12 protein-coding genes are annotated in these 18,939 nt (G+C 73.4%); 7 read left to right on the forward strand and 5 right to left on the reverse strand.

Annotated features, from left to right (window positions below):
• The first annotated feature begins 39 nt into the window (after positions 1 to 39).
• From ACWDVB_RS01555 to ACWDVB_RS01585, 7 genes are all read left to right on the forward strand, one after another.
• Complete coding sequence (locus ACWDVB_RS01555) at positions 40 to 960, forward strand: SDR family oxidoreductase (protein ID WP_451515531.1); 921 nt, start codon at positions 40 to 42, stop codon at positions 958 to 960.
• An 8-nt stretch (positions 961 to 968) separates the two neighbouring features.
• The gene (locus tag ACWDVB_RS01560) at positions 969 to 1,841 is read left to right on the forward strand and encodes an amidohydrolase family protein (RefSeq protein WP_451515540.1); all 873 of its coding nucleotides are present in this window, start codon (positions 969 to 971) and stop codon (positions 1,839 to 1,841) included.
• A gap of 12 nt (positions 1,842 to 1,853) precedes the next feature.
• Entirely contained in the window at positions 1,854 to 3,374 is a 1,521-nt protein-coding gene (locus ACWDVB_RS01565; protein WP_451515530.1) for an acyl-CoA synthetase, read from the forward strand.
• Between the two features lie 18 nt (positions 3,375 to 3,392).
• Complete coding sequence (locus tag ACWDVB_RS01570) at positions 3,393 to 3,872, forward strand: MaoC family dehydratase (RefSeq protein ID WP_451515529.1); 480 nt, start codon at positions 3,393 to 3,395, stop codon at positions 3,870 to 3,872.
• Positions 3,873 to 4,105: 233 nt separating this feature from the next.
• The gene (locus ACWDVB_RS01575; RefSeq protein ID WP_451515528.1) at positions 4,106 to 10,615 is read left to right on the forward strand and encodes an SDR family NAD(P)-dependent oxidoreductase; all 6,510 of its coding nucleotides are present in this window, start codon (positions 4,106 to 4,108) and stop codon (positions 10,613 to 10,615) included.
• 84 nt (positions 10,616 to 10,699) lie between these two features.
• Positions 10,700 to 11,908, forward strand: coding sequence for a geranylgeranyl reductase family protein (locus tag ACWDVB_RS01580; RefSeq protein WP_451515527.1), 1,209 nt, complete (start codon positions 10,700 to 10,702; stop codon positions 11,906 to 11,908).
• 103 nt (positions 11,909 to 12,011) lie between these two features.
• Positions 12,012 to 14,081: a SpoIIE family protein phosphatase gene (locus tag ACWDVB_RS01585; protein WP_451515526.1), complete on the forward strand. Its 2,070-nt coding sequence runs from the start codon at positions 12,012 to 12,014 to the stop codon at positions 14,079 to 14,081.
• 30 nt (positions 14,082 to 14,111) lie between these two features.
• Here ACWDVB_RS01585 and ACWDVB_RS01590 read toward each other — a convergent pair whose 3' ends face one another.
• From ACWDVB_RS01590 to ACWDVB_RS01610, 5 genes are read right to left on the reverse strand one after another with little or no spacing between them, the layout of a single operon-like run.
• Positions 14,112 to 15,575, reverse strand: coding sequence for an aminotransferase class I/II-fold pyridoxal phosphate-dependent enzyme (locus ACWDVB_RS01590; protein ID WP_451515525.1), 1,464 nt, complete (start codon positions 15,573 to 15,575; stop codon positions 14,112 to 14,114).
• Between the two features lie 39 nt (positions 15,576 to 15,614).
• Positions 15,615 to 16,190, reverse strand: coding sequence for a pyridoxamine 5'-phosphate oxidase family protein (locus ACWDVB_RS01595; protein WP_451515524.1), 576 nt, complete (start codon positions 16,188 to 16,190; stop codon positions 15,615 to 15,617).
• Positions 16,191 to 16,195: 5 nt separating this feature from the next.
• On the reverse strand, positions 16,196 to 16,738 hold the full coding sequence (locus ACWDVB_RS01600) for a flavin reductase family protein (RefSeq protein ID WP_451515523.1): 543 nt from the start codon (positions 16,736 to 16,738) through the stop codon (positions 16,196 to 16,198).
• Complete coding sequence (locus tag ACWDVB_RS01605; RefSeq protein ID WP_451515522.1) at positions 16,735 to 18,018, reverse strand: ATP-grasp domain-containing protein; 1,284 nt, start codon at positions 18,016 to 18,018, stop codon at positions 16,735 to 16,737. Before ACWDVB_RS01605 ends, ACWDVB_RS01600 begins: the two co-directional genes overlap by 4 nt.
• Positions 18,015 to 18,887 carry an NAD(P)-dependent oxidoreductase gene (locus ACWDVB_RS01610; protein ID WP_451515521.1) on the reverse strand — a complete coding sequence of 291 codons (873 nt, stop codon included), beginning with the start codon at positions 18,885 to 18,887 and terminating at the stop codon, positions 18,015 to 18,017. Before ACWDVB_RS01610 ends, ACWDVB_RS01605 begins: the two co-directional genes overlap by 4 nt.
• Positions 18,888 to 18,939 lie beyond the last annotated feature (52 nt).

Raw genomic sequence — 18,939 nt, forward strand, 5'->3', positions numbered from 1 at the left:
GCGGGGCCGGCGCTCTCGGCATCCCGCACCACACGAGAGGTGCCGGACATGGATCTGCACGGGAAAGCCGCCGTCGTCACCGGAAGCGGGCGCGGCCTCGGTCTGGGCTACGCCCGGGCTCTCGCCGCGGCCGGAGCCGCCGTCGTCGTCAACGACGTGGACGGCGAGGCGGTCGACGCGGCGGTCGCGGAGATCACCGCGGCGGGCGGCAGGGCGGCCGGTGTCGTGGCCGCGGTGGGTGACAGCGAGGCGGCCGACCGGCTGGTGGACACGGCGGTGCGGGAGTTCGGGCACCTGGACGTGCTCGTCAGCAACGCGGGCATCCTGCGCGACCGCGTGCTGTGGAAGATGACCGACGACGACTTCGACGCCGTGGTCAAGGTCCATCTGCGCGGCACGTTCACGTGCGCCAGGGCGGCCGCGGTCCGGATGCGCGAACAGGGCACCGGCGGCCGCATCGTCCTCATCTCCTCACCGGCCGGGCAGCGGGGCAACTTCGGTCAGACCAACTACGCGGCCGCCAAGGCGGGCATCGTCGCGATGGCACGGACCTGGGCGATGGAGCTGGCCAGGGCCGGTATCACCGTCAACGCGGTCGTGCCCGTCGCGGCCACCGAGATGACCAGGACCATCCCGGCCTTCGCGCCCGTCATCGCGGAGTCGGAGCGCACCGGCGAACCGCTGCCGGAGTGGCTGCGCAAGGACGAGGGGCTCGGTACGGTCGAGGACGTCGCCGGGCTGATCACCTTTCTGGCCTCGGACGCCGCCAAGGACGTCACCGGCCAGGCCATCGGTATCGGCGGCGACCGGCTGGCCCTCTGGGCGCACCCCAAGGAGAAGGCGGTCGCCTTTGCCGACGGCGGCTGGAGCGCCGACGCGATCGCGGCCGGGTGGCACGGCGGAGTCGGCGCCGAACCGGAGACGTACGGCATCCCGGCTCCCCAGGCTCCGGGGGCATGATCGAGATGCTGGACCTCGCCCGGCTGACCGCCATAGACGTGCACACGCACGCCGAGGTGTCGAAGGACGGCCACGGAGCCCTCAGCCCCGAACTGTTCGGCGCCTCCGAGAAGTACTTCAAGGCACACGGCCACCGGCAGCCGACGATCGACGAGATGGCCGCGTACTACCGTGAGCGCCGCATGGCCGCCGTGGTGTTCACCGTGGACGCCGAGCACGCCACCGGCCACCCGCGGATCTCCAACGAAGAGATCGCCGGGAGCTGCGCGGCACACGCCGACGTACTCATCCCGTTCGCCAGTGTCGACCCGCACAAGGGCCGGGCCGGAGCGCGGGAGGCCCGCCGCCTGGTGGCGGAGCACGGGGTGCGGGGCTTCAAGTTCCACCCCAGCATCCAGGCCTTCTCCCCCGACGACCGGCTCGCCTATCCGCTGTACGAGGCCATCGAGGAACTGGGCGTACCGGCGCTGTTCCACACCGGTCAGACCGGCATCGGCGCGGGTGTTCCCGGCGGCGGCGGGATCCGGCTGAAGTACTCGAACCCCATGCTGGTCGACGATGTCGCCGTGGACTTCCCGCAGCTGCGGATCATCCTGGCGCACCCGTCGTTCCCCTGGCAGGACGAGGCGCTGGCGGTGGCCACGCACAAGCCGCACGTGTACATCGACCTGTCCGGCTGGTCACCGAAGTACTTCCCGCCGCAACTGGTGCGGTACGCCAACACGCTGCTCAAGGACAAGGTCCTCTTCGGCTCCGACTACCCCGTCATCACACCCGACCGGTGGCTCGCCGACTTCGAGAAGCTCGACATCAAGCCCGAGGTCCGCCCGAAGATCCTCAAGGAGAACGCCGCCCGCCTGCTCGGCCTGCTCAAGGACTGAAAGGGGTTCGCCGTGTTGAACCAAGGCATAGGCTCCTGGCCCGCGCGCCGGGCCCGCAAGACGCCCGACCGGATCGCCGTGGTCCACGAGAACCGCACCTGGACCTACGGGCAACTGCACCGGCGGGTGCTGCGCCTGGCCCATGCGCTGCGCGCGCTGGGAACGGGCCGCGGCGACCGGGTCGCGTATCTGGGCGCCAACCATCCCGCCTTCCTGGAGACCCTGTTCGCCGCCGGGACGCTGGGAGCGATCTTCGTACCGCTCAACACGCGATTGGCGGCGCCGGAGTTGGCGTACAACCTCTCCGACTCGGGCTGCACGGTGCTCATCCACGCCCCGGAGCAGACGGAGGCCGCCGAGGCGGCCGCGGCCCAGGCCGGTGTGCACCACCGTGTCGCTCTCCGGGGCGCCCACGACGGGGCCCTCGCGTACGAGGATCTGCTGGCGGACGGCGGGGTCGAGGCGCTGGACGTGAGCGTGGCGCTCGACGAGCCCTGCATGATCCTCTACACCTCCGGGACGACCGGCCGCCCCAAGGGCGCGGTCCTCTCCCACGCCAACATCGTCTGGAACAGCGTCAACGTCCTCGTCGACACCGATCTGTCCGCCGACGAGGTGGCGCTGGTCGTGGCCCCGCTGTTCCACACGGCCGGCCTCAACATGATCTGCCTGCCCACACTCCTCAAGGGCGGCCGGGTCGTGCTGCTCGGCGCGTTCGACCCCGACCGTGTCCTCGGGCTCATCGAAACGGCCCGGGTCACCTACATGTTCGGCGTCCCCACCATGTACGACGCCATGGCCGCGAGGCCCAGGTGGACCGACACCGACCTCTCCAGCCTGCGGACGCTGAACTGCGGCGGGGCACCGGTCCCCGCCCGCACCATCGCCGCCTACGTCGACCGCGGCCTCGCCTTCTGCCAGGGCTACGGCATGACCGAGGCGTCCCCCGGGGTCCTCTACCTGGACCGTGAGCAGAGCGCGTCCAAGGCGGGCTCCGCGGGCGTGCCGCACTTCTTCACCGACACGCGCGTGGTGCTGCCCGACGGCGCCGACGCCCCGCCGGGCCGCCCCGGCGAGATCCTGGCCCACGGCCCCAACGTCATGACGGGCTACTGGAGCCGCCCGGACGAGACCGCGGCGGCCTTCACCGCCGACGGCTGGCTGCGCACCGGCGACATCGCCCGGACCGACGACGACGGATACGCGTACATCGTCGACAGGGTCAAGGACATGTTCGTGTCGGGCGGCGAGAACGTCTACCCGGCCGAGGTCGAGAACGCGCTCCTCGGCCACCCCGCGGTCGCGGAGTGCGCGGTGATCGGGGTGCCGGACGAGGTCTGGGGAGAGGTGGGCCGTGCCGTGATCGTCCTGCGGCCGTCGGCCGACGCCGACGAACAGGACGTCCTCGACCATCTGCGGGGCCGGCTGGCCAAGTACAAGATCCCCAAGTCCGTGGTCTTCACGGACGCTCTCCCCCGTACCCCCTCAGGAAAGATCATCAAGCCCGCCGTGCGCGAAGCCTTCACGCGCTGACGAAAGGACACCACCCCCATGGACACCCCCGTGCCCACCACCGCCACCACCGCCCACGGCCTCGCCGAACTCACGTCCCTGTCCGGCGCGGATCTCGGCCGCACCGAATGGCGCGAGATCACCCAGGAGCGGGTGAACACCTTCGCCGACGCCACCGACGACCACCAGTGGATCCACACGGACCCGGAGAAGGCGAGGACGGGCCCCTTCGGCGCCCCCATCGCGCACGGCTACCTGACCCTGTCCCTCATCATCCCGCTCTTCAACGAGCTGCTGGACATCACGGGCGTCTCCATGAGCGTCAACTACGGCCTGGACAAGGCCCGTTTCCCGAGCCCCGTCCCCGTCGGCGCGAGGATCCGCCTGCACGGCACGGTCGGCACGGTGGAGGAGGTGAAGGGCGACGGCGTGCAGATGCCGCTGACGTTCACCGTGGAGGTCGAGGGCAGCGAGAAGCCGGCGTGCGTGGCGCAGGCGGTTTATCGGCATTACGCCTGACCGCTCACCGGAACGATGATTCTTTAAGCGCCCGCCCAAGTGGCTGAACCTGGTGTGTTGGGGTGTGGGCACTCCCGCAACGTGCCACCACCCGAAGCCCGTACGCCCTTTGCCTACGTCCCGTCACATGCCGAAATGTCTACTGCCGCGCACGATCGATCCGACCGCGTGGCGGGGAGTGCGCCGGAAGCCGGCCGTCTCCCGGCTTCCTCGTGACGAAGGACGAACCGCCCATGCATGCACGACCCGGCTTCCAGGAGCCCGGAGCGGGCCAGGACGAGCCGATCGCGATTGTCGGAGCCGCCTGCCGGTTCCCCGGCGAGGTCGGCTCCCTCACCTCGCTGTGGCGCCTGCTGATGGCGCGCCGGGAGACGGTGCGGGAGGTGCCCGCCGAGCGGTGGGAGCGGGCGGAGCTGGCCGGTCTCCCCGCCCGGGTCGCGGACCGGCTGCGCTACGGCTGCTTCCTGGACGACGATGTCTACGCCTATGAGCCGGAGTTCTTCGGGATCAACGCGGACGAAGCGCCCTGGGTCGATCCGGAGCACCGGCTGCTGTCCGAGGTGGCCTGGGAGGCCGTCGAGCACGCCGGGATTCCGGCCCGGCGGCTGTCCGGCACGCCGACGGGCATGTTCTTCGGGATCTACCAGAAGGACTACATGCTGCGTGTGCAGCGGCCGTTGGAGGACGTCGACGCCTACGCGATGTACACCGGCTTCGACAGCATCGGGCCCGGCCGCGTGGGCTTCATGCTGAATCTGAGGGGTCCTCAGGTCGTCCTGGAGAGCGCGTGCGCGTCCGGCCTCGTCGCCGTGCACACGGCCTGCCAGAGCCTGCGGACCGGCGAGTCGGACGTGGCGCTGGCCGGGGCGTCCATGCTGACCCTGGGGCCCGAGGGCGTCATCGCCCCCGCGCTGTGGGGCGTGTTCTCGCCCACCGGCCGCTGCCACGCCTTCGACGCCGCCGCCGACGGTTACGTACGCGGTGAGGGCTGCGGTGTGGTCGTACTCAAGCGCCTGTCGGACGCCGTACGGGCCGGGGACCGGGTGCTCGCCGTGGTGCGCGGTACGGCGGTCAACCAGAACGGCCGCGGCACCCGGCTGAGCGCGCCCTCGGAGTCCGCGCAGATCGATCTGTACCACCTCGCGCTGGAGCGCGCGGGCGTCGAGGCCGGTGACGTCGGGATGGTGGAGGCGCACGGGCCGGGCACGGCGGTGGGTGACCCCATCGAGTTCGCCGCGGTGGCCGCCGTCTACGGCAAGGGCCGCGACAGGTGCGCGCTGGGTTCGGTGAAGACGAACATCGGCCATACCGAGCCCGTGTCGGGCGTGGCGGGTCTGCTGAAGGCCATCGCGTCCCTGCGGCACGGCAAGGTCCCCGCCAGTCTGCACTTCAACAGCTGGAACCCGCAGATCGACCCCAGCGGCACCCGCCTCTTCGTGCCCACCGACACGACCGAGTGGCCGGTACGGGACGGCACCCGGCTGGCCGCGGTGTCCTCCTTCGGCATCAGCGGCACCAACGTCCACGTCGTACTGGAGCAGCCTCCCGCGCTCGCTCCCGTCCCGCGCGTGCCCCGTCCGGCGCCGCCCGCCGACTCCGCCGCGGCCCGGGACCGCGGAGCACCGCGCGTGTTCCCCCTCTCCGCGGGCACACCCGTGGCCCTGCGGTCCGCGGCCGGCCGGCTGGCCGAGTGGCTGAGGGGCGAGGGGGCACAGAGCCCGCTGGGCGACGTGGCGCACACGCTGGCCACGCGCCGCTCGCCCGCCCGCGAACGAGCCGCGGTGGTCGCCGCCGACCGGCCCGAGCTGGTGGCACGGCTGGCGGAGCTGGCGGCCGGGGCCGCGCCCTCCACCGGCGTGGCGACCGGCAGGGCGGTGCCCGACGCCGGGCGCGGCGTGGTGTGGGTCTTCTCGGGGCACGGCTCGCAGTGGGCGGGCATGTGCCGCCAACTCCTGGACCACGACCCGGAGTTCACCCGGGTCGTCGACGAGCTGGAACCGCTCGTGGCCGGGGAGTCCGGCTTCTCTCTGCGCCGGACCCTGTGCCACCCCGAGGTGGTGACCGGGTTCGACCGGGTGCAACCGGTGATCTTCGCCGTCCAGTTGGGCCTGGCGGCGATGTGGCGCTCCCACGGCGTCGAACCGGCGGCCGTGATCGGCCACTCCATGGGAGAGGTCGCCGCCGCGGTGACCGCGGGAGCGCTGAGCGTCCACGACGGGGTACGGGTCGTCTGCCGCCGCTCCCGGCTGATCCTGCGGGCCGCCGGGCAGGGGCTGATGGCCTCGGTCGCCCTGGGACGCGACGAGGTCGAACGGCTCCTGGCGGAACAGGACGTACGGGGCGTCACCGTCGCGGTCGTCGCCTCGCCGGAGAACACCGTCGTCGGCGGGGACGCCGACCGCATCCGCCGCCTCGTCGAGGAGTGGGACGCGCGCGGCGTGGGCATCCGTGTGGTCGAGGTGGACGTCGCCTCGCACACCGCCCACATGGACCCGATCCTGCCCGACCTCGCCGACGCGCTCGCCGACGTCGTCGGCGGATCGCCGGGCACGGCCTTCTACAGCACCGTCACCGACGATCCGCGCGAACGCCCCGCCTTCGACGCCGCCTACTGGTCGGACAACCTCCGCCGGGAGGTGCGCTTCGCCGACGCGGTGCGGGCCGCGGCCGAGGACGGCCACCGGCTGTTCGTCGAGATCGGCCCGCACCCCGTGCTCGTCCACCCGGTGCAGGCCACGCTCACGGCGCACGGCCACACCGGCACCGCGGTCGTGCCCTCGCTGCTGCGCGACACCGACGACGCCCTGGCCTTCCACACCAACGTGGCGGCGCTGCACTGCGCCGGCCACCCGCTGGACTGGGCCGACCGCTACCGCGAGGGGTCCCTGGCCGACGTACCGCCGACCACGTGGGAGCGTACGAGGTACGTCGTCGACCCCTCGCCGCTGCGGCAGCCGTCCGGCGCCCACTCCTCCCCCGCCGCGCACCCGCTCACCGGTCCGCACACCACGGACCCCGACGGCGAGGGCCGCCACCTGTGGCAGACCCGCGTCACACCCACGACACTGCCCTGGCTGGACGCCCACCGCGTCGACGACGTCGCCGTGGTGCCCGGCGCCGCGCTGTGCGAGATGGCCGTCGCCGCCGCCACCGACCTGTACACCACCGGCCCGGAACGCCTGCGCGTCACCGGCGTCGACCTCCAGCGGCTGCTGCTGCCGGCGTCCGGCGGCACGTCCGTCACCGCCACCGCCGAGGCGGCAGGACCGGACACCGCCCGCTGGCGGGTGGTCAGCACGGCCCCCGACGGCACCTCCGTCCAGCACGCCCGGGCGACCCTGCACCGCATGCCCGAAGGCGAACCGGCCCCGGAGGGCCGGGATCTGCGGCAGCTGCTCGCGGAGTTCCCGCACGCCGTGGACGCGGCGGACGTCTACCGGCAGATGCGCGAGGAACGCGGCGTGCACCACGGCCCGCCGTTCCTCGGCCTCCAGGCCCTGTTCACGGACGGGTCCCCCGCCGACCTCCCGGGCACGCGCCTCCTGGCCCGCCTCCGGGTCCCGGACGAGGGCCGGGCCGGGGCGCGGGCACTGCACTGCCATCCCGTCGCGCTCGACACCTGCCTCCAGGCCGTGGCGGGCGCCGTACTGCGCAGCGGCGCCGTGCCCGCCGGGGGCATCCTGCCCCGGGGCATCGAGTCGCTGCGGCTGTACGGGACGGTCCCGCTCAGCGGGTACTGCCTGGTCACCCTCCAACTCCTCGACGGCGAGCGGTACCTCGCGGACTTCCGCCTCTGGGCCGACGACGGGTCCGTGGTCGCCGACGCCACCGGCGTGGAGTTCCGGCACGTGCCCGCCGAGAGCGCTCAGGAGCGCTTCGAACAGCGTCTGCTCCGGTCGGCCTGGGAGCCGAGCGGGCGTCCGGCGCCGCATGCCGCGCCCGGGAGCTGGACCCTTCTGGCGGAAGCGGGGCGCGAGTCGTACGCGGCCGCCCTGCGCGGGGCCCTGGAGGGGCGGGGCGCCACCGTGGACGTCAGGGCGCTCGACGGGGACGCCACCCGCGCTCCGTCGGCGGCGTCGGCGGCGTCGGCGGCGTCCGCGGCCGACGGGCAGGTGCCGCGGGCCGTGGTGTATCTGCCCGCGCCCCACACCGGAGCCGGCGGAGCGCCGGCCGACGTCATGTCACCCGATCTCCGGGCGCGGCGGCAGGTCGCCCGCCTGGCGGAGACGGCCCGCGCACTCGCGCAGGGCGCGGGCGGCGGGGCGGCGCCGCGCCTGTGGACCGTCACCGGCACCGCGCAGCAGGTCACTCCCGACGACCAGCCGGACCTGGGCCAGGCCGGGCTGCGCGGGCTCGTGCGGGTCCTGAGCTACGAGCACCCCGAACTGCGCCCCGGTGTCCTGGACGTCGACGCGGGGACGCCGGTCGCGGAAGTGGCCGCCGAGCTGCTGTCCTGCCCCGACGAGCAGGACGAGGTCGCCTACCGGCACGGGACGCGCCACCTGGCGCGCCTGCGCAAGGCCCCGCTGGACGGGCGGGAGCGCCGCCGGACCACGGTCGACCGCGAGCAGGACCGGGTGGCCCTGCACCTGGCGCACCCCGGCGACCTGGACTCGTTCGAGTTCGTCGTCCAGCCGCGCCGCGGGCCCGGACCGGGCGAGGTCGAGGTCAGGGCCGACGCCACCAGCGTCAACTTCATCAACGTGCTCCAGGCCCTGGGCGTCTACCAGCGCTTCAGCACGGGCGATGAGCGTGGGGAGGTCAGCGCGTTCGACGGCGCGGGCGTCGTCACCGCCGTCGGGGACGGCGTCCGGGGTGTGCGGGAGGGCGACCGCGTGGCCGCCATGTTCGTGGACGGGGAGCAGTCCGCCGTCATGTCGTCCTTCGCGACCGTCCGCGCCGACTGCCTCCTGCCGGTGCCGGACGAGGTGAGCACGCGGGACGCCGCCGCCCTGCCGTGCGCCTACTTGACCGCCTGGTACGCCCTGCGGCACCTGGCCCGGCTCCGGCGGGGCGAGAAGGTGCTCATCCACTCGGCGAGCGGCGGCACCGGTCTGGCCGCGCTGAACCTCGCGCGGGCCTGCGGCGCCGAGGTCCTGGCCACCGCGGGCAGCGAGGCCAAGCGGGCGTACCTGCGCGGCCTCGGCGTCCGGCACGTCATGGACTCCCGCACCCTGGACTTCGCCGACCAGGTGCGCGACCTCACCGGGGGCCGCGGCGTCGACGTCGTACTGAACTCCCTCACCGGTCCGGCGCAGTCGGCCGGTCTCGGTCTGCTCGCGCACCGGGGCCGGTTCATCGAACTCGGCAAGCGGGACATCTACGCCAACTCCCGTCTGGGGCTGCTGCCCTTCCACCGCAACGTCACCTTCGCCGGTGTCGACGTACTGATGCTGATGCGGCAGGACCCGGAGCTGCTCGCCGAGGGCTACCGGGAGCTGGCCGGGATGCTCGCGGCCGGGACCCTGCCGCTGCTGCCCGTCACCGAGCACCCCGTCGCCGAGGCGTCGTCGGCCTTCCACACGATGGCCGCCGCCCGGCACACGGGCAAGCTCGTCCTCACCTGGCCGACCACGGGCATCGACCTGCTGCACGTGCGCCCCGAGGACGTGCCCGTCGTCCGGCGCGACGGGAGCTATCTGGTCACGGGCGGGCTCGGCGGACTGGGGCTCCTGGTCGCCCAGTGGCTGGCCGAACGGGGCGCCGCCGCCGTCGTACTGACCTCCCGCGGCGCACCCACCGCGGCCACGCGCGCCGCCCTCGACGCGCTCACCGAGGACTTCGGGACCCGCGTCGAGGTGGTGAGCGGTGACCTCGCCGAGCCGGGCGTCGCCGATGACCTCGTACGGGCCGCCCTGGACACGGGCCACGCCCTGCGCGGTGTCGTCCACGCCGCGGCCGTCGTCGAGGACGCCACCGTCGCCACCCTCTCCGCCGCCCTTCTGGAGAGGGTCTGGCGCCCCAAGGCGACGGGAGCCTGGCTGCTCCACCACGCCGTGAGCGGCCAGGAGTTGGACTGGTGGGTCACCTTCTCCTCCGCCGCCTCCCTCCTCGGCAACCCGGGACAGGGCGCCTACGCGGCCGCCAACGCCTGGCTGGACGAGTTCACGTCCTGGCGCCGGGCCCAGGGACTGCCCGCCACCTGCGTCAACTGGGGGCCGTGGGCGGAGGTCGGCCGGGGCGCCGGGATGGCGGAACGCGGCTACGCCATGATCGAGCCCGCCGAGGGCATCGCCGCCCTGGAGCGCATCCTCAGCCACGACCGCGACCGCACCGCCTACACGCCCGTCGACCTGTCCCGGTGGCTGGAGTCCTACCCTGCGACCGGCCGCACCGCCTTCTTCGCCGAGCTGGCCACCCCGGCGGCGGGCGCGGAGGCCGCCGGTGCCCGCAGCGCCCTGCTGGACTCGCTGCGGGACGCGGACAGCCCGCAGCGGCGGCGGCAGCTGCTGCAACCGGAGGTCGTCGGCCACATCGCCGCGGTCCTGCGGCTCGGCACCGACCGGTTCGACGCCAACACGTCCCTGGTCACGCTCGGCCTGGACTCGCTCATGGCCATCGCCCTGCGCAACCGCCTCCAGCGCGAACTGGCCCTCGACATCCCCACCACGGTGATGTGGACCCACCCGACGGCCTCCGCGCTCACCCGCTATCTCCTGGGCCGTCTCCACCCCGAGCAAGGGCCGGACGAGACGGATTCCGCGCCGGAATCCTCCGCAGTCTGCTCGGCCGCCTCCAACTGACACGGCCCACGCCCGTCTCTCGCAGCCCCTCCCACCGAACCGCTAGGTGACCACCGCATGCCTCCTCCCCCACCCCCTCCTCCCGTGCCCACCCGCGCACCCGGCACCTGGGACGTGATCGTCGTCGGCGCCGGTCCGGCCGGTACCACCGCCGCCCGCGTCGCCGCCGAGAACGGCTGCGCGACGCTGCTGCTGGAGCGCGCCGCCATCCCCCGCTACAAGACCTGCGGCGGCGGCCTCATCGGAGCCTCCCTCGCGGCCCTGCCTCCCGGCCTGCCCCTGAACGTCCGCGACACGGCCCGCCGGTTCACCTTCGCCCACAACGGCCGCAGAGAACGCACCCTCGACTCCACCTCCCCGACCTGCGCCATGGTCTACCGCAGCGAACTCGACGCGGCACTGACCGAGGCCGCCGCCGCGGCGGGCGCCGAGGTCCGGGACGGCACCGCGCTGACCACCCTGGAGCAGGAGGGCGACACCGTCACCGTGCGGACGAACCGCGGCGACACCCTCCGCGCCCGGGCGGTCGTCGGCGCCGACGGCAGCGCGAGCAGGGTCTCCCGGTACGTCGGAGTGCGGTGCGCGCAGGTCGACCTCGCCCTGGAGGCCGAGGTGCCGGTCGACGAGAGGACGGCCGACCGCTGGCGAGGACGCGCCCTGATGGAGTGGGGCCCGCTGCCGGGCTCCTTCGGCTGGGTCTTCCCCAAGGGGGACGTCTGTACGGCCGGAGTGGTGGCCGCCCGGGGCAACCCCGCCGCCCTCCGCGCCTACAAGGAGGACTTCCTCGCACGCCAGGGCCTGCTGGGCCCCCGCCCCCTCCACGACACCGGCCACCTGACCCGGTGCCGCCGCCCCGACTCGCCGCTGGCCCGCGGACGGGTACTGGTCGCCGGTGACGCCGCGGCGCTCGTCGACCACTGGTCACGCGAGGGCATCTCCTACGCCCTGCGCTCAGGGAGACTCGCGGGGCACGCCGCCACCCGCCTCGCCGGCGCGGCCGAGGGGGACGCCACCGCCGAGGAGGACGCCGCCGACCACTACGGACGGCAGGTCAACGACATCCTCGGCGCCGAGATGCGCGCCAGCGGCACCCTGATGACCCTCTTCGCCCGCAACCCCGGCCTCGTCCACACCGCCTTGACCCGCCTGCCTCCGGCGTGGCGCCGCCTCGACGCCTATATCGCCGGCCGCACCAGCGTCGCCGGGATCATGACCACCCCCTTCGCACGGACAGCGGCCACGCTGGCTACGCGGCTTCCCGTCGGGCGGGCGAAACCGCTCGCGGTCCTGTGAGGAGGCGCCCGATAGGCGTTTCCGGGAACGCTCCGGTGCCGGATGCCCGCACCGCCGATTGGGCGTAGTGTCCGCTTATGGGCGATGTTGGGCGTGGCGACTGATGGAATCCGCGATGGCCTCCGTCATCCGTGAGACCGGCGCGTTCGGCGGGCTGCTCTATGTGTGTCCTCCGGGCGACGACGCCTTGTGGCTGGTCATCGTGGCAGGGGTTCCGCACGGGATCGCCGCTCCGTGGAGGCGGATCGCGCTGACCGACGCGATGCCGGTCGCGGACGCCGTACGCGAGCGTCGCCTGGTCTGGATCAGCGGCCAGGAGGAGATGGCGCGCCGCTACCCCCGGCCGGCGCTCGTACTGCCGTACGACTTCGCGCTGGCGGCCGCCCCCGTCGCCTCCGGCACCACGGTCCGGGGCGGGTTGGTTCTGCTGTGGTCCGGGGCCCATCCACCCCGGCTGAGCCCTGACGAGAGCGACGCCATCGAGACAGGCTGCCGCCGCCTGGGCGTTGCCCTGCGAGAGGCCGCTGACCGCGGCGAACCGTTGCTGCCCGCCGACCGCCCGATGACCCTGTCGCCGCCGGCCGGGCGCACCCCCTCCCCCGCCGAGGCGGCGGCGCTCGCGGCGTTCGTCGACCGTCTGCCCGGCGGGTCCTGCGCGCTCGACGTGCAGGGCCGGATCACCTTCGTCACCCCGTCCGCCGCCGGCCTCCTCGGTGCCGATCCGGCCGCCCTGCTGGGCGCCCTGCCCTGGGAGGCGCTGCCGTGGATGGACGTACCCCAGGTCGAGGACCGTTACCGGGCCGCGCTGGTCAGCCGCCGGCCACAGACGTTCACCGTCCGTCGCCCGCCGGATGTGTGGCTGGCCTTCGACCTGTACCCGGACCCTTCCGGCATCAGCGTCCGCATCACACGCGGCGGCCCCTCCGAGGAGGCGCCCGCGTCGCCGTCCGCGCCGACCGCGGGCCCCAGCCGCGCCACCGTGCTCTACCACCTGATGCACCTGGCCGCCACCCTGACCGAGGCCGTCGGCGTACAGGACGTGGTCGAGCAGACCGCCGACCAGCTGCTGCCCGCCCTGGGCGCACAGGCCATGGTGCTGATGACCGCGGAGAACGGCCGTCTGATGATCCTCGGTGAGCGCGGCTACCGCGCCGAGCTGATGGACCGCTTCGACGCCATCCCGCTGAACTCGGACATCCCCGGCGGCAAGGTCCTGACCACCGGGGTCCCGGACTTCTTCACGACCTTCGCCGAGCTGAAGCGCGCCTACCCGTCCACCCGGCACGAGGACGGGATGGCCTCATGGGCCTTCCTGCCGCTGATCGCGTCCGGCCGCCCCATCGGCTCCCTCCTCCTCGCCTACGACCGGCCCCGCCACTTCCCGCCCGGCGAACGCGCCGTGCTGACCTCGCTGGCGGGCCTGGTCGGGCAGGCCCTGGACCGGGCCCGCCTCTACGACGCCAAGCACCACCTCGCCCACCGCCTCCAGTCCGCCCTGCTGCCGCACGCCCTGCCCCGCGTCCCCGGCCTGCGCGTCGCCGCGCGCTACCTGCCCGCCGCCCGGGGCCTGGGCATCGGCGGCGACTTCTACGACCTGATCCGCCTCGACGCGCACACGGCCGGTGCCACCATCGGCGACGTGCAGGGACACAACGTCGACGCCGCGGCCCTCATGGGGCAGGTCCGCACCGCCGTCCACGCCCACGCCACCGTGGGCGCGTCCCCCGACGACGTCCTGGCCCGCACCAACCGGCTGCTCACCGATCTCGACCCCGGGCTCTTCACGAGCTGCGCCTACGTGCACCTCGACCTGGCCAGGAACCGGGCCTGCCTGGCCACCGCCGGCCACCCGCCGCCCCTCCTGCGCCATGCCGACGGACGCACCGAACTCCTGCGCGTCCCGCCCGGCCTCCTGCTCGGCATCGAACCGGACGCGCTCTACACGGCACGGGAGTTCCCGCTGCCGCCCGGATGTGTGCTCGCGCTCTACACCGACGGGCTCGTCGAGGCCCCGGGAGTCGACATCGACGACGCCACCGCGGCCCTCGCCGGCCTCCTCGAACAGGCGGACCCCACCGACCTCGACGCCATGGCCGACGCGCTCATCCGGCACGCGCCCACCCCGGGCGACGACATCGCCCTGCTCCTCATCAGCCCGGGTGAGACCGGGTGAGACCGGCTCGGACGATCCTCCGCGACCGCGTCAGTCCCGCGCCACCACGCGGAACGTCTCGACCGAGGAGTCGGCCGCGTCCGGGATCAGGACCCCGTGCTCGACACCGCTGCGCAGATACTCCACCACCTCGTCGGTGATGACCTCGCCGGGAGCGACGACGGGCACGCCCGGCGGGTAGGGGCTGATCATCTCGGCGGCGATACGGCCTGCCGCGCGCTCGGCGGGTACGTGCTCCACCGGGGCGAAGAACGCGTCACGCGGCCGCATCGCCTGCTCCAGCTCCAGGGCCGAGGGTTCGGGCAGGCGGACCGGCGGCTGCTTCTCGATGGAATCGGCGCTGTCGACGAGCGCGCGCAGGGCGTCAAGGAGGATCTTCTCCGTCTCGTCGTCGTCGGAGTGCGTGATCGAGGCGCTGATCCGGCAGGTGTCGGAGCCGCCGACATCCACGTGCCGGTGCGTGCGCAGCCACTCGGCCGCCTGCATGCCGCTGATGCCCAGTTCCCGTACGTCGATCACCATCTTGAGCGGGTCGAAGTCGGCGGCGAACCCTTCCTCGACGACCTCCCCGCCCATGGGCCGCAGGCCCGGCAGATCACCGACGGCCGACCTGATCCGCTCCGCGCGGCGCAGCGCCGCGTCCAGGAGATCGTGCCCCTGTTCGACCATCTGACGGCGCCAGCCGTCGAGGGTCGCGTAGACCAGCGACGAGGCGCTGGTGGTGCCGAGCAGGTCCTCCCGCTGCTTGAGGGCCTCGGGCGACACCCGGTCGTACTGGAGGTGGAAGACGGAGCTCTGCTCGATGGCGCCGCCCATCTTGTGGACGCTGGTCACCACCAGGTCGGCCTCGGAGTCCATCCCCCAGACGGGCAGCTCCGGATGGAAGGGAAGATGGGCGCCCCACGCCTCGTCCACGATCAACGGCACGTCGAACTCGTGGCACACCCGGGCCACGCCCGCCACGTCCGCGCAGGTGCCCCAGTCGGTGGGCGTGATGAGCAGCATGCCCTTGGCGTCCGGGTGCTCCTGGAGGCGGCGGCGTACGTCGTCGGGCTCCGGCGGGTGCGCGAGGTGCCGCTCCGCGTCGAACTTCGGGTGGACCCAGATCGGCACCACCCCGTTGACCACGACGGCCGCGATGACGGACTTGTGCGCGTTGCGGGACAGCAGCAGCTTCTCGCCGGGCCCGGCCACGGCCAGCATGGCGGTCTTGACCGACAGGGAGCTGCCGCAGGTGGAGAAGAACGCCTGGTCGGCCCCGACCGCGTCGGCCATCAGCTCCTGCGCCCGACTGAGCACGCCCTGGGACTGGCGGCGGTCGTCGAGGCCGTTGAGGGAGAGGACGTCCGCGCGGAACACGTCGAGGCCGACGATGTCCGCCACCCGCGGGTCGACGCCACGGCCCTGCTTGTGCCCCGGCGGCCCGAAGACCACGTCTCCGCGGCGTCGGAACTCCTGCAACGCCTCAAGAACCGGTACGCGCGAGTGGTCCATACGTTCCTCCCAGCCAGTTCCGTACCTCACGATCGTCCCTCAGATGTCCATGTCACGCACCATGCGAGGCTCCGGACGGGCCGGCAGGCCGTCGATGCTGGTGGAGTTCTTCCGGCGCATGTATTCCTCCAGTTCCTCGTCCGACTTGCGCATACCCCACTGGTCCTGGAGGTCACGCTCGCGGACGAGGTCCATCTCCGGCACCGTGAATCCGCACGAGTCGGTGATGCGGGTGAGGGAGACGACCATGATGGAGCGCGGGATCGGGTGCTTGCCGAAGTGGCCGATCAGGCGGTCCCACTCGGGGGCGTCGGGGAAGACGCAGCGGGCGGTGCCGTACAGGCGGAGGGTCTTGGGGCGGCGGGTGAACGAGCAGAACATCAAGGTGATCCGGCCGCTCTCCCGCACGTGCGCGATGGTCTCGGCCCCGGAACCTATGAGGTCCAGGTAGGCCACCGTCGTGTCGTCGAGGACGGCGAACGTGTCCATGCCGCCCTTGGGGGAGACATTGACGTGCCCGTCCTCGGACAGGGGGGCGGTGGCCGTGAAGTACAGGGGTGCCTGCGCGATGAAGTCACGCAGCGGAGGGGTCAGCCCCTCGTAGAGCTTGCCCATAGGGGTTACCTCTCTGCAGTCTCTGAGCTGTCCGGTTCCCCCGGTGGACGGGGCGTTCCGGGGGCGGCGTGCAGGCCCCCGTGCAGATGCACCAGGCCGTCACCGGGCGGCCCGGTCCGTACGTACTCCACCGCGCACACGGTCAACGCGTGGTCCCCGAGCCGCAGTTGGCGGTGGCGCTCGCAGACCAGCCAGGCGGCGCAGCCGTCGAGCAGCGGTACGCCGTGCGGCCCGGTGTGCCAGCGGGTCGGCGGTGCGAAGCGGTCGACGCCCACGGCCGCGAACCGCTCGGCCAGGTCGCGCTGGGCGGCGCCGAGCAGCTGGATCCCGAACCACTGGCAGTCCTTGATCCTGGCCCAGGTCGAGGACGTCTCGGCGAGCGCGAAGGAGACGAGCGCCGGTTCGGCGCTCACCGAGGTGAACGAGGTGATCGTCACCCCGGCGGGGCCGGAGGGCGTGGCCGCGGTGAGCACCGCGACGCCGGACGCGTGTCCCCGCAGCGCGGAGCGCAGCTCCCCGGCACCGACCGTGGGCGCCGCCGTGGTCACGACCCCGTCCCGGCGGGCAGGGTGCCGAGCAGCCGTTCGGGCCGGGGGGCCACGGCCGCGATGGAGCGGGGTGCGCCCGGCCCGGTGTCGGGCCGGGTCTTGATGGTGATGCGGGCGGCCAGTTCGTGGGCGCGGGCGCGCGCGTCGTCGGCCGAGTCGCCGCGCACGATGAGCAGCCCTGACCGGTCGTACGACCAGGCGATGGGCGCCACCGTGTCACCGGGCGCGACGGAGAGCTGGAGCGCCACCACCCCGGGATCGGCGCGCACCTCGTCGGCTCCGGTGACGGACTCGACGACGCCCGGCTCGGCGGTCAGGAAGCGGATGGCGCCGCCACCCCTGGCCGGGCCCGGCGTGATGGGCTCGGTGCGGCCCGCGTACCAGAGGAAGGCCAGGGCGTCGATGTCGGTCCCGTACACCTCGTCGACCAGGTCGGCGATCCGGTCGCCGCCGCGCCGGTTGTGGGACTCCACCAGGCGGGGGCCGTCGGGCGTGACGATCACCTCGGTGTGCGAGGGGCCGTCCTCGATGCCGACGGCGTCCAGCATCCGGGTGACCAGCGACGCGATGCGGGTCGTGCCGTCCGCGTCGAGGCCCGCCGGCTGTACGTGCCCGACCTCGACGAACGAGTCCAGCTTCTCCTTGGCCGTGTACGCGACGACCACGTGCTCACCCGCGAAGCTGAACGCCTCCACACTGAACTCGGGGCCCCGCAGATACTCCTCCATCACGAACGTGTGCAGCCCGAACTCCGCGGCCCAGGCGGCGACTTCGGAGACCGCGCCGGGGCCGTTCACCAGCCGCACGCCGAGGCTGCCGGAGCCGTACCTGGGCTTGATCACCGCGGGCCCGTACTCGGTGACGAAGGCGCGGATGTCGGCCTCGGTGTGCCCGAGGCGGGCGGCGACCCCTTCGATGCCGCGGTCGGCGAGCAGCGTCCGGAAGGCCAGCTTGTCCTGGAGCACGCGCACGGTGTCGAGGCCGGTGCCCGGCAGGCCGAGCGCCGTCGTCGCGGCCGCCGCCGACTCCAGGCCGTCCTCGATCATCGAGACGACGCGGGCCAGCGGGCGGTGCCGGTGCACGGCGGCGAGGAGATCGGCGACGGCCCGCGGGTCACGGTAGTCCGTGAGGTGGGCCTCGGCCACCAGCTCCAGCCCGGCATGGTCGAGTTCGTGCGGCCCGTGCACCCAGACGATGTCGAAACCGGCCTGCCGTGCCTTCTTCAGGGCGGCGATCTGGCCACCGATGACCGCGATCCGCGGTGCGTTCCCGTGTGTCATGCGCGCAGCTCCCGTCCCGACGCGTTCTCCAGCCAGCGCACGACCTCGACGTTGTCGGCGCCTTCCGGCAGCTCGTCGTGCGCCTTCTCCCACAGCTCCCGGCAGGCGTGGCCGAAGGCGGCGGGGCCGCCCGCGGAGTCGAGCAGCGACGTGCCGATACGGATGTCCTTGAGCATCAGGCGCAGCGCGAAGCCCGAGTCGAACGTGCCGGGCAGCACATGGTCGGGGAGCTTGGTCTGCGAGGCGTGGTTGCGGCCGGTGGACGCGTTGATCACCTCCAGCATCGCCGCGGGTTCCAGGCCGAACGCCCGCCCGGCGAGCATCACTTCGGCGACCGCGGCGAGATTGACCGCGGAGAGCAGGTTGTTGAGCGCCTTCAGCGCGTGTCCCGCGCCCGCCGGACCCACCCGGTACACCGTGCCGAGCGCGCCGAGCACCCGCTCCGCCCGCTCCACGTCCCCGGGGTCGCCCGCGGCCATCAGCGTCAGCTCACCCGCGCGCGCGGCGGCCGGTGAGCCGGAGACCGGCGCGTCCACCACGGACACGCCGTACGCGGCGGCCGCGCGGCCGAGGGCCAGCGTGTCCTCGGGCGCCGATGAGCCCGTGTCGACGATCAGCGAGCCCGCGGCGAGGTGCGGGAGCAGCCGCTCCGCCACCTGCCGCACGGCCGCCCCGTCGGGGAGCATGGTGACGACCACCGGAGCGGCCAGGTCCGCGATGTCCGCCGCCGCGCGCACGCCCGGGTGCGTACCGGCCGCCGTGGCGACGCTCGTATCGGCGTCGTACGCGACCACGTCGAAGCCGCGCTCCGCGAGCCTGCGGCACATCCCGCCGCCCATGGACCCCAGGCCCACACATCCCACCCGCATGATCAACCCATTCCCTTCTCGTACTTGTGCTCACGCGTCCGGACGGACGCGC

This window comes from Streptomyces sp. NPDC003379, assembly GCF_053589195.1.